The sequence below is a fragment of the Marinobacter alkaliphilus genome (assembly GCF_055394375.1).
The window spans coordinates 4086235-4099259 of record NZ_AP043751.1 but is presented as its reverse complement, the minus strand read 5'-3'; the positions used below and the strand labels follow the sequence as shown (position 1 = coordinate 4099259).

General features: G+C 57.0%; 7 protein-coding genes. 6 read left to right on the top strand and 1 reads right to left on the bottom strand.

Annotation, left to right across the window (positions count from 1 at the left end):
• Positions 1–18 precede the first annotated feature (18 nt).
• From ACZ5Q2_RS18795 to ACZ5Q2_RS18785, 3 genes are all read left to right on the top strand, one after another.
• Complete coding sequence (locus tag ACZ5Q2_RS18795; protein WP_432210568.1) at positions 19–1956, top strand: hypothetical protein; 1938 nt, start codon at positions 19–21, stop codon at positions 1954–1956.
• A 197-nt stretch (positions 1957–2153) separates the two neighbouring features.
• The gene (locus ACZ5Q2_RS18790; protein WP_230716015.1) at positions 2154–3479 is read left to right on the top strand and encodes an IS1182 family transposase; all 1326 of its coding nucleotides are present in this window, start codon (positions 2154–2156) and stop codon (positions 3477–3479) included.
• Between the two features lie 1081 nt (positions 3480–4560).
• On the top strand, positions 4561–6162 hold the full coding sequence (locus ACZ5Q2_RS18785; protein ID WP_227513192.1) for an ABC transporter permease: 1602 nt from the start codon (positions 4561–4563) through the stop codon (positions 6160–6162).
• Here the strand turns inward: ACZ5Q2_RS18785 and ACZ5Q2_RS18780 are convergent.
• On the bottom strand, positions 6159–7286 hold the full coding sequence (locus ACZ5Q2_RS18780) for an ABC transporter ATP-binding protein (RefSeq protein WP_058092254.1): 1128 nt from the start codon (positions 7284–7286) through the stop codon (positions 6159–6161). The genes ACZ5Q2_RS18785 and ACZ5Q2_RS18780 overlap by 4 nt on opposite strands.
• Positions 7287–7480: 194 nt before the next feature.
• Here ACZ5Q2_RS18780 and ACZ5Q2_RS18775 point away from each other — a divergent pair, with 194 nt between their 5' ends.
• From ACZ5Q2_RS18775 to ACZ5Q2_RS18765, 3 genes are all read left to right on the top strand, one after another.
• On the top strand, positions 7481–8503 hold the full coding sequence (locus tag ACZ5Q2_RS18775) for a Fe(3+) ABC transporter substrate-binding protein (protein ID WP_061333273.1): 1023 nt from the start codon (positions 7481–7483) through the stop codon (positions 8501–8503).
• Between the two features lie 561 nt (positions 8504–9064).
• Entirely contained in the window at positions 9065–10639 is a 1575-nt protein-coding gene (locus ACZ5Q2_RS18770; protein WP_061333274.1) for an NADH-quinone oxidoreductase subunit L, read from the top strand.
• The gene (locus ACZ5Q2_RS18765) at positions 10639–12996 is read left to right on the top strand and encodes a YbcC family protein (RefSeq protein WP_061333275.1); all 2358 of its coding nucleotides are present in this window, start codon (positions 10639–10641) and stop codon (positions 12994–12996) included. The genes ACZ5Q2_RS18770 and ACZ5Q2_RS18765 overlap by 1 nt, the downstream gene beginning before the upstream one ends.
• Positions 12997–13025 lie beyond the last annotated feature (29 nt).

Here is a 13025-nt window from a genome sequence, read left to right as displayed (position 1 = left end):
AGATAAATGGTTGCCGCGATGAAACGCCTGATCACTCTTACTGTTCCTTTGTTGTCTCTTGTTATCGCCGGCTGCGGTGAAGAATCCGATCGCTTGCCAGTTGACGGGCGAGATTTCGATGGGGTTGATTACAGCGAGCCTGGGCCATATCAGGGGCGGGTGATTGACGGTTACCTCAACAATGCCCGAGTCTGGCTGGATATTGATGGTGATGGCCAATTCACCCCGGGCCCGCTGGAGGTGGAGTTGGCCAACGGCGCAGTGGTGACCCTCGACGAAGGCGAGCCCACGGCCATGAGCGGAGCGGGCGGCAGGTTCTCTATCGATATCTCGGCACTCAGCGTGGACCCATCCGTTGGGCCCAATCTGGACCCCAGGGATTACCCGCTATACGCCCTGGCCATTCCCGGCAAAACCCTGGAGGAAACCTCCCGGGGCGACGTGGTTGTTGAGCAGGCTTACCTGATGTCGGCCAGCCCCGGCATCCGTAACGTGACACCACTGAGTACCCTGGCCCGGTTCCGCGCCGACGCCGCCCGCCGCAACAGCCTGAGCCCGGTCAATGAAAGCCAGTTAGCGGATCTGGATGGCCTGAATCTCTGGCAGGACTATATCCTCGCCGGAGATCATCGTGCCCACGCCTACGCCAGAGCCTTCGCCCGCTTCATGGCCAGCCAGATTCCGAATAGTTACAATGAAGTGCTCTTGCGCCCTGACAGCGATGGTACCGAGCGGCAACTGAGTAAGGATGCCGTTTTCCTGTTGGGGTATTCCCTGGTGCAGAACGCAGGCGATGTTATTGCCATCGTTGATGCGGCTGCGGCAGGCAATTACGAGAACCTGGACACCGATTCACTGGCATTGCCTAACGTGCCAGTGGAGTTGGCCAATCCGGTGCTCTTGACCCGCCTGCAGGTATCGGCGGATTCGAGACGGGGGCAGGATCTGCCTACCGGAACCTCCGATCTCGATGTCTCCGCGGAACTGTTTTTTGATTACACCGAAGACGGGCAACTGCTTTCCGTGTCCAGTCTTGGGTGCCTGGCGCCTTCTTTGCCCGAATTCGCCCGCCTGATCCAGGTAAACGGTTACATGGCGCAGTTGAAAACCCAGTGGCTGCCGTCAGCCTCTCTCTCCCGCCAAAGTCGACAGCGCTATGAGGAAGAGGGCGAGGCCATCCACGAGCGAATTGTCTTCGATTGGGACAATCAGCAAGCGTACTTCGATACCGTAACCAGCTGCCACGAGCAAACCCTGGCGGTTTCTCCGGAGAGCTCAGAGCTGGACGGAACGCCGGAACTGTCCTGGAGCTGGACCCAGGACGATTCCGGTGTGGAGTTGGTTGAGCGCCTTGGGAGCGCGGGAGGTGAGCGGCGAACCTTCACGACACTGGCCGCCAACTCGCCATCGGAAGAGCTGGGGGCAGGTGCGCCGAATTGGGTGACTGGTTACCGGGTACTGGCGGAGGAAGCGACGGAAGCAGAACTCAGTTTCACCACGCCCGATGACGCCTGCGAACCTGAAGGTACCGACCGAACACCGGTTGATGAGGCGGCACCCTATGTCACCCGACTATTCCCGTTTGATTACGCCGGCAATACAGAGGCCGCTAACAACTTCGGGCCCCGCGCCTATGAGTACGACGCCCGTGACGTGGACGGACTGGCCATAGAGCGATTGCTGAAACTGCCGTTCCTGGACACGGCAACGGCTAATCTCGATGGGGTCAGCCCCGGTGATGGCGCCTTCCAGTGGTCGCTCTATTACCCCCGGCTGGATGCCGACAGCCTGAACCCCGACCTGCCAAACCTGATCCAGACGGCGTACCTGCTGGATGTGACAACCGTGGCCGGTTGTGGTGCCCGGTTCCAGGATGCGCCGAGAAACGCCTATGCCAGGTTAGATTATCAGTATCAGACCCTGTCGGATTACCTGGTGGGTTTGCTGGCGGAGTGATTTGAGCTCGTTGGGTTATGGCTTCCGGGTTTAGGGGCGGGGCCACGGCCCAAGAGGCCAGATTCGTCGGAACGTAAGTGTCATGAAACATGAGTTGGTTTCTTTATTCCCTCACTATTAACGCGCCTAGGAGTCTGCGCGGCAGAAGCTCGTTTCTGGCATAATAAACCGAAAATTTTTCGGCAACAGGACGTCTGATGGGAACCACTTTCCGCCCGTACTCGCCCGACCAGGAATTGCTCCTTCCCCCAAGCCTGAACGAGTGGCTGCCTGATGGCCACCTGGCCTATTTTGTCAGTGATGTTGTCGAGGAGCTGGATTTGAGTGCGTTTTACGCCCGCTACGAAGGCAACGGTCGGCGTAACTCGCCGTTCGATCCGCGGATGATGCTGAAGGTTCTTATTTACGCCTACGCCACCGGCGTATTCTCCTCACGCAAGATTGCCCGGAAGTTGGAGGAAGACGTCGCCTTTCGGGTTCTGGCTGCGGGTAATTTTCCCAAGCACCGCACGATCTGTGATTTCCGCAAACACCATCTGGTCGCCTTCAAGGCCATCTTCATTCAAGTCGTACGGATTGCCCGGGAGGCGGAGCTGATCACGCTGGGAACACTGGCGATTGATGGCACAAAGATTCGGGCTAATGCCAGTAAGCACAAGGCCATGAGCTATGGCCGCATGGGCGAGGAAGAAGATCGTTTATCGAAAGAGATCGATGGGCTATGTCGTCAGGCCCGTCGAACGGATGAGTCGGAAGATCGGCAGTTCGGCCCGGATCAGCGGGGTGATGAGCTACCTGAGGAGTTGCAGTACCGACAGGCGCGACTGGACAAGATCCGCGCTGCCAAGGAGAAATTGGAAGCGGATCAGAAAGCGCGGGATACAGCCAAAGGCCGGCACCCGGACGATGATCGCCGCCCACCCCGCGGTGGCCGGAACTTCAAGCGAGATTACGGGGTGCCGGACGACAAAGATCAAAGCAACTTTACCGACCCGCAAAGCCGGATTATGAAAACGGCGGATGGGTTCCAGCAATGCTACAACGGCCAGTTGGCCGTGGATGGTGAATTCCAACTGATTGTCGCTAATCATCTGGGCAGCAATGCCAGTGATCAGGGTCGCCTGATACCGCTACTGGATGACGTGAAAGACATCCTGAAAACCTATCCGCAACAATGCCTGGCCGATGCCGGTTACCGTAAAGAAGACGACTTACAGTCCCTGGAGGACAAAAGGATCGACGGTTATGTCTCGCTGCGTCGGGAAGGGAAAAAGAGCGCAGAGATAGACGCGAGCGGTTATCCCGCCACGTCACGGATGGCCGAGAAGCTGGCCACCGCGACGGGGCGATCGGTTTACGCCCGGCGCAAGTATCTGGTTGAGGCGGTTAATGGCTGGATCAAGCATATTCTGGGCTTCCGGCAGTTCAGCCTGAGGGGGCTTAATGCCGTGCAAGGCGAATGGGATCTGGTCTGCCTGTCGCTTAACCTCAGGCGGATGAGTTCGCTGATGAGGCTGACATAGGCGATCTGAGGCGGCGTGCTGGGCCGTGCTGAGTGGTCGGGCTACGGTTGTGAACTTGCCTATAACCGTCTTGATTGCCTAGACAGAAAATCGTGACTCTATCCGGTTGGATACTGCGCCTATACTCTCGGGCACAACCGTGATTCGGCGCGGCGGAGGCACTTGCTCAAAACACTTCTGCCGCGCAGACTCCTAGCCTCCAAATAGGTCCAGTTGCTCGCGCTCGTAGTTAAAGGCGAAGATTTGCTGTAGGCACTAAAATCGTGGGAAGCTCCATGCATGAATTGTCCACCAATGTGATGCATTATTGCATCAAAAGCACAGAGTACAGACAAGTTAAAAGGGCGCTGTGCTGATTGGTATAGCTTCATACTCAACCTCGTTCTCTAACACTCGTGGATGGAGCTGGACATCTGCGATAACTCGAGCAGCTCAGTCTGAACAGTGGCTGGCGCCGTATTACGTGAAGGGTTGTCAATACTGTCGTGCGGTTCGTGAAGTGGTGAAAGGATAGGATCTAAATGTGCTGAATAGAGCTTGCCCAGAGGGACAGCCAGGGTATCGGGACGAACTCAGTAAGCTTAGTGGCAAGATCCAGGTTCCCTATCTGGCTGACGATAATAATTTGGTTCTGGGGCGGCTCGACAAAGCATTGGCGATTGGTTAAGAGCCTATAGCGAATACTAGTAATGTCTTTTTGAGCTTCTCGCTTCTATTACACAGCGGCCCCGATAGCCACGCCGGGATGAGCCAGCGGTTGGATTTCGTTCCGGGTAAGTCTGATGATTGGCAAAGATGTTCTGGTGGACTGGCGTAAGTCTAGACTCCAGTTAAGCATGCACCGACTGTAGGATATAGTTACACGAGCATCGGTATAGCATTGTCAGGTTCGTGATTTTCCCGTGGTCATTTATCATAACGTCAATGCGTTCCTTATCCTCCGGAAACTTACCTGCACTTAATAGGCTTTATGGCTGATTATACGACATTAAAAACAAGCGGTTTGGCAGGCTCCGGTATCGGGGCCGACGCTGCCGATCATCACGCGCGCCGTTTCAACGCTTGGACACTTAGTACCTTTTTGATTGCATTGCTGGTGGCCCTGCCAGTGCTGGTCATACTGGCCCACGTGTTTTTCCCGTCCGGTGAGGTCTGGCGGCACCTGGTCAGCACCGTGCTCGGAAGCTATCTGAGCAACACTGTGATTCTGAGCCTGTCGGTGGCTATTGGCACCACCCTAATCGGCACCGCCTGTGCCTGGCTGGTGGTGATGTGCCGTTTTCCCGGGAGGCGCCTGTTCGAGTGGGCACTTTTACTACCCCTTGCTGTACCGACCTACGTCATAGCTTACGCCTACACCGATTTCCTGCAGTTCGCCGGGCCATTACAGAGTACCCTGCGTGACTGGTTTGGCTGGGAGTTTGGCGACTACTATTTTCCGGATATTCGATCGTTGGGTGGCGCGTCCCTGCTGATCACCATGGTGCTCTATCCCTATGTCTACCTGCTTGCCCGGGCCTCTTTCATGGAGCAGTCGGTAAGCGCACTCGATGTCGGTCGCACTCTGGGCCTTGGCCCCTGGCGCATGTTCAAGCGCATTGCCCTGCCGCTGTCGCGTCCCGCCATTATCGGCGGGGTCACACTGGTACTGATGGAAACGCTGAACGAGTTCGGGGCGGTCCAGTTCTTTGGTGTGGATACCTTCACGACCGGCATCTATCGTACCTGGTTTGGTCTGGGTGAGCCGGTGGCGGCTGCGCAGCTGGCGGCCTGTCTGCTGGTGTTCGTGGTATTAGTTGTGGTTCTTGAAAGGGTTTCCCGCGGAGGCAAGCAATACCATACCTCGGCGCGCTACCAGGCTCTGCCGGAGTATTCGCTCAAATCCCGACAGGCCGCCCTGGCCTTTCTGGTCTGCTTCCTGCCCATTCTGATCGGGTTCATTGTGCCAGCGCTGATCCTCCTGGAAATGGCCATGACCACCGGCGATGCCCTTTTCGGTACCCGCTTCCTGGAGTTCGCGTTCAACAGCTTCATCCTGGCGTCGAGCGCGGCGCTAGTGGCCGTTGGTCTTGCAGTTATGCTGAGCTATGGCGCACGCCTGAATCCCAGTTCCTGGGTCAGGGGCGCCAATCGGATTGCAGCCATGGGCTATGCCATCCCGGGGTCGGTTGTTGCGGTTGGCATCATGATCCCCCTGGCCTGGGCAGACCAGCAGTTGAACCTTTTTCTGAGGGACAGCTTTGGCTTTATGGTGGGGTTGGTGCTCAGTGGCAGTGCATTTGTCCTAATCTATGCCTATACCGTGCGTTTCCTGGCGGTGTCGTTCAACACCGTCGAGGCCAGTCTCGGGAAAGTGACGCCGTCCATGGACGCAGCGGCCCGCACGCTGGGCCAAACAGCGGGTGGGACTCTGCGCAAGGTGCACACGCCCATCATGCGCAGCAGTCTGCTGGCAGCAGGTATTCTGGTGTTCGTGGATGTGATGAAGGAACTGCCGGCCACCATCATTCTCAGGCCGTTCAACTTTGATACGCTGGCGGTGCGTGCCTACAGTCTGGCCTCTGACGAGCGGCTGGCAGAATCCGCCATGTCCTCCCTGACCATTGTTGCCGTGGGCATCATTCCTGTAGTGATTCTCAGCCTGGCGATGCGCCGATCCCGTCCGGGCAATGACCGGGGTTAACGCCAGGTTTCTGCCTCAAACAGGAAAACCTGGGACATATCCAGCTCAAGGGAGACTGCCTGACCTTCTTCTGGCAGAAACACACCCGGCACTTTGGCGTGCAGGTGCATCTCCTGACCGTCTGGTCCATGGGCGCAAATATGCAACAGGCTGGTGGGCCCCAGTAGGCGGGACATAATGACATGGCTGGTGCGATCATCAGCGACCTTCCCCTCCAGGGGCGTCACTTTGACCGCCTCAGGTCGAATCAGAATTCTGACATTGGCGCCTTCGTCGAATCCTGACGCGTCCAGTCGGCCCAGAGGCGTCGCTACCTGGCCGTCATGCACAATCCCGACGTGTTCATTCACCTGACCGAAGAAATTGACCACGAAGGGCTCGGCCGGGTTGCAGTAGAGTTCCGTGGGCGAGCCAGTTTGCACGATCTCGCCATCACGCATCAGAGCGATTCGATCGGCCATGAACATGGCTTCCTCGGGATCATGGGTAACCAGAAGGGTTGCCGTGTTCAGTTCCTTGAGCACATGCAAGGTGTCGTCGCGGATCTGATCGCGCAGGCGGGCATCGAGGCTGGAAAAAGGCTCATCCAGTAGCATCACCCTCGGAGACGGCGCAAGAGCTCTGGCCAGGGCGACCCTCTGCTGTTGACCACCCGACAGTGTATGTGGGTAAACATTGGCGGCACCCGCCATGCCCAGGCGTTCCAACAGATCCAGCGCCCTGGATTGTTTCTGCTTCTTGGGCAGAGTGCTGATGCCAAAGCAGACGTTTTCAAGCACAGTCAGGTGCGGGAAAAGTGCAGATTCCTGGAAGGCCAGGCCCACGTTGCGTTTCTCAGGTGGCACCTGGACGCCACCGGGGGCCGAGACCAGCGACCGCCCCAGAAACACCTTGCCACTGGAAGGTACCTGAAGCCCTGCTGCGATCCGTAAAAGGGTCGTTTTACCACAACCCGATGGCCCGAGCAGACACACCACCTCGCCCGCCTCCAGGTGGAGGTTGATGTCTCTGACAACGCTATCGCCATGAAACTGGCAATGCACCCGGTCAAGCATGAGTGACGGGCCCGACAGACCGTTTTCAAGTTGGTCGTTGTAGGTGGGGCTTTGCTGGTAAATGCTCATGTTGCCAATCCAACCTTCCGGTACAAACTGTGGTGAAAATGAGATTGTAATCTTCTTGCATCTAATTGTGTATTGAATACGTAAAAGCGACTGATTCCCATTTATTGACTTCCACAAAGAAGTTGGGTCTAATTGCGGTAAATACAAATCGTTATCACCCTTAATAACGCTCAACAACCAAGGAGATTGATCCCGTGGTATCTCATAAAGCGAAATTGGCAGCTTCTGTACTGGCAACCACCCTGGCGGCAACCAGTGTATCTGCGAGTGAAGTGAATCTGTACTCCGCACGCCACTATGATTCCGACCAGGCCATTTACAATGCTTTCACTGAGGAAACCGGCATCAAGGTTAACCTGATCGAAGGCAAGTCGGATGCACTGATCCAGCGGATCAAGCGCGAGGGCGTCGCCAGCCCGGCGGATATCCTGATCACAGTCGATGCGGGCAACCTCTGGCGTGCCGACCAGGAAGGCATTTTCCAGCCGGTCAATTCTGAAACCCTGAACAGCCGACTGCCGGATACCCTGCGTCACCCTGAAGGCCACTGGTTTGGTTTCAGTCAGCGCCTGCGTGTGATCTACTACGATCGCTCTGATTTCGATCCGGCCCAGATCAGCCAGTACGAAGATCTGGCGAAGCCCGAGTTCAAGGGCGAAATCTGCATCCGTTCATCCAGCAACATCTACAACCAGTCTCTGCTGGCCAGCCTGGTCGAGCACCATGGTGAAGAAGGGTCACAGGAGTGGGCCCAGGGTGTTGTCGACAACATGGCTCGTGATCCCCAGGGTGGCGATACCGACCAGATTCGCGCCGTAGCCGCCGGTGAATGCAACCTGGCCGTTGGCAACCACTACTACTATGCCCGCCTGCTGAACTCCGACGATGTTGCTGATCGTGAAGTGGCCCGTGAAGTCGGCATCATCTTCCCGAACCAGGACGGCCGTGGCGTGCACGCCAACATCGGCGGTGCGGGCGTCGTAGCCACTGCACCGAACAAAGACAACGCGGTGCGGTTCCTGGAGTTCCTGGCTTCCGATACGGCCCAGCAGATCTTCGCCGAGAGCAATCACGAGTACCCGGCAGTAGAGGGTGTTCTGAAGAACCCGGTGCTGGATTCCTGGGGTAACCTGAACATTGATGACATCAATGTCAGTGTACTGGGTACCAACAATCCTGAAGCGGTTAAGATCTTTGATAGGGTAGGTTGGCGTTGATTGCAGCGCCGCTGCCCTAAACGGGTAGTATTTGAGAAGATCTGTTACATGAAAACAAGTGGGCGCTACTTTGGCGCCCACTTGTTGTTTCTGTCTTGACCTTCAATTGGGCTTTATCCAGTTGCGGTGAACATTTCGATAAAGCTCATTGTGCCCAGTGAGCGGCTTTTTTGTGCGAAGCGGTGGTGTTCTTTGCAAAGGAGCAATTCTGAGGTGTCAGACGATTCAAAGCTGCTGTAGTCCTTTCCCCACACGTCTTATGTGCCGATTTTTGAAACTGTCAGCCAGCGGTTGTTAAGCTTGGATATCTCGCCCTGAGCCTGCATGGGCAGAGGTGACTCAGCTCATACTGTCATCTATCAGAGGGATCCACAGCGACAGCCGAGGCACGATCGTCACATGGTCATCAAAGTGGTTGAGATGGCTGTCTTGCAGTGTGTTTGTAAATCGCCTAGTCCGTTCTTTAATATCGAACAATCTAATAAGATATATATATTTTTGTTTGCAGCAAAAGCCTTGGATACTACGCGGACTAAATACTTCTGATCCCGAGGTCCTCGCATGCTCGATGTTCAGGCGATCGAATTCTCCTTCTCACTGCTGGTACCGCTGCTTTTCGGTGTTGGAGCAGTCGCGACCGGATTGGCAACCAACCAGAACAGCCTTCTCGCACGGTCATTGACCTTCAAGCTTGCCTTTGTATCTGCTGTGGCCGCTGCAATCGGAAGTTGGTGGTGGCCGGTCGATGGCGTCTGGTTCAGTCAAGCGCCTCTGGCGTCGATCATGTTGCTGCTGACCACTTTGCTGGGAATGGTGCTGGGACGTTTCTCGGAGAGGTATCTTGCAGGGGAACCGGGCCAGCGCCGCTTCATGATTTGGCTTCAGGGGATCCTTGCCAGCGTTTCCATGATCGCCATCACCAATCATTTGCTGGTGTTTCTAGTTAGCTGGATTGCCATCAGCGCAAGCCTGCACCAGTTGCTGATGTTCTTTCCTGATCGCCCACGCGCCGCCCTGGCCGCGCACAAAAAATTCATCTTTGCGCGAATTGCGGAGTTCTGCCTGGCACTGGCGTTCCTCCTGCTTTATGTCCAGTACGACACACCATTTATTGATCGGATCCTGGCCCAGGTATCCACTTCATCAGAACTGCCCGCCGCAGCGCAAATTGCTGCGATCCTGATGGCAGCGGCTGCCCTCTTTAAATGCGCCCAGATGCCTTTCCACGGCTGGCTGATCCAGGTGGTGGAATCACCCACCCCGGTGTCTGCGCTGCTTCACGCTGGCGTTGTTAACCTTGGCGGCTTCCTGATGATTCTGATGGCGCCGCTGATTGTCCAGGCAAGCGCTGCCCAATGGCTTTTATTGTTGGTGGCGGGACCTACTGCTGTGTTTGCCAGCCTCGTCATGATGACGCGCATCTCCATCAAGGTGAGGCTGGCCTGGTCAACCTGCGCCCAAATGGGCTGGATGCTGGTTGAGTGCGCTCTAGGCCTTTACGAGCTGGCGCTCCTGCACCTCGTGGCCCATTCCGCCTACAAGGCACACACCTTCCTTAACGCGGGCAACACAGTCGAGCTGTCGATGAAAAAACGTCTGGTTGAAATCAACCAGCCCGGCCCTGGGCAGTGGCTGACCGCTGTTTGTTTTTCGGCCCTGTTCATGCTGCCGACCATCTTCCTGGCCAACGAGGCAAGACCGGCAGATCTTTTTTCATGGGTCGTGCCTGGCATCGCGTTGACGATTTTGCTTTCAGAATTCTTGGCTGCGGGCGGTGGCGTTTTCACCCTTGGCAGAGGCTTGATTCTTGGTGCCGTTTTCTGGGCTCTGTACTGGCTTCAGAAAACCTTCTTCAGTCTGGTGCTGACGCCACCGGATAGCCAGGCAGGACTGGTAGCCGTGGGTTTCGTCGCTATCCTGATCGCCCTGCTCGTGCGCGGCTACTACCAGATTCGCTATCACCGTTTCTCACCCGCCGGCGCCAGGCTTTACCGATTCCTGTTTGCCGCAGGCTATCTCGATGAGTGGTCCACGCGCCTGACCCTGAAAATCTGGCCGGCGAAACTGCCCGATGTTGTGCGGCCCCGGGCCGTGGTCAGCGTGTCCTCAACTTCTGGTTCCAGGGAGTCCGTGTAATGTTAGCGTCCAATCTTAATGCCACCACCGAAGCAAACACCGACACGCCGGATTGGCAGGAAGCCGTCACCGATGCCTGCAATCGGATTGCGCCGTCCTGGCCGCTGGATCAGATGATCGCGGTTAACCCGTTCTGGGAAATGCGGGATCTGCCGTTTACCAAGGTAGCCTCACGCATGGCGGCACTCAACGGTATCGGCTGTCAGAATCAGGCCGCGCTTCTACACCAGGGTAATGGTGCTGTCCCGGCCGAAACTGCCAGCATGCCGGAGCACTGGCAGAATCTCAGCGCCCAACTGGATCGCAACCGCGATACCGCCCATCACGTGGGCTGGCAGGACGAGGTTATTCACCAGATCAGTCAGTTCTGCGGCGACTACTTCCAGCGCCTGGATGCGGGAGATTTCAGGGCGGATGCCCAGGATCTGTATCAAAGCTGGCTGGAAATGACCCGGGCAGACCGTGGCATTGCCATCGTCATGGAAGAGCCATCATTGCCTTCCCAATTTCAGGTCCTGCCCGATCAGCACGATAAGCTGATCACAGACGCCTTCAACGCCCTCGCGGCAGAGCCTTCCTACACGGCGGATTATGCCCACGCGCTCCTGCTGGATATCAACGGATGGTCATCCTGGGCCGCCTACCTCCGTTGGCAATCAAGACTGCGTGGCAGCGAGGAAGATTTACTGCCGGGCCTGTTAGCCATCCGGCTGGCCTGGGAACTGGCCATCTGGCGGCATGTTCAACACATTGGCGGTGCCATCTTCGCCGAGCTGAAACGGGGTTGGCTTCAACAGTGGGACACCTGGCCCGAAATGCTGGAGATCCATGAAAAATCCCAAACCATGGGGTGGCGCCAACTTACAGAAGCCGAGACGGCCTACCAGGCACAGCTGGCCGATAAACTTCTGTCAAAATCTGAAAAGCAATGGACGAACGACCAGCCACCCAAACTTCAGGCCGCCTTCTGCATTGATGTTCGCTCGGAGGTTTTTCGCCGTGCGCTGGAAGCCCAGGACTCCGCGATCCAGACTCTTGGGTTTGCGGGTTTCTTCGGGCTACCGATTTCGTACCGCCCCAAAGGCACCGGGTTTTCCCGGCCCCAACTACCGGGTTTGCTGGCGCCCGCGCTAGAGGTCACAGAGGCCGAGCCGTCTGGACGCTTCAGTCGGCAGTCACTGGCCAACCATTCCCACTGGTCACAGTTTTCCAACGCGGGACCGGCCAGCTTCAGCTTTATCGAGAGCATGGGGCTGGCAGGTCTGGGACGCATGGTGCGCAAGACCTTTTTTGGCAAATCCTCGGCTAACCCGGTCGACCAGCTCCATAAAGGACATACCGAGTTCGAGATCCGCCAGAATGGCGCCCTGTTGGGAGCTGAAGAGAAAGCAGAGCTGGCGGGCGGTATTCTCCGGGCCATGACCCTGACTCATGAGTTTGCGCCCACCGTACTGCTGGTCGGGCACGGCAGCAGTACCCGCAACAACCCACATGCCGCGGGCCTGGACTGCGGCGCCTGCGGAGGCCAGACCGGCTCGGTGAATGTTCGTGTGCTCGCCGGCATACTCAACGACGCCGAGGTACGCGCGGCCCTGGCTGACCAGGGAATTTCCATCCCATCGGAAACCCGTTTCGTGGGAGCACTGCATAACACCACCACCGACGAGATAGAGTGCGCCGGTGACGTTCCCGACGACATCCGGCATTTCCTGGCCAGGGCCGGTGCCCAGGCACGCAGTGAACGAGCGGTTCGTCTTGGAATCGCGACCGAAAATGACGTCGACAGCGCCATCAGAAAACGCAGCCAGGACTGGTCCGAAGTTCGCCCAGAATGGGGGCTAGCCGGGAACGCCAGCTTTATAGTGGCGCCCCGCTCAGCCACACGACACCTGGATCTGGGAGGTCGCAGCTTCCTCCACGACTACCGTTGGCGCGAAGACGAGGGCTTCGGAATCCTCGAACTGATCATGACCGCGCCCATGGTGGTCACCCACTGGATCAACCTGCAGTACTTCATGTCCGTTACCGATAACTTTCATTACGGCAGCGGAAACAAAGTCCTGCATAACGTGGTTGGCGGCCACCTGGGCGTTTTCGAGGGCAACGGCGGCGACTTGCGGATCGGGCTGCCACTGCAGTCGGTACACGATGGCCAGCGCTGGATGCACGAACCACTCCGCCTGAGCGTTTACATTGCTGCCCCCAAAGATGCCATTGCCGAGATAGCCACAAAGCACAAAGTGGTGCAGGACCTGATCGATAATGAGTGGCTATACCTGTTCCGGGTCGATGACGAGCAGACATTGATCGAACGTTTTTACCGGAATCAGTGGGAAACCGGCGCAAAAGTTGGCTGACGGAGCGGGGTGACAAAACGTGCTGACCC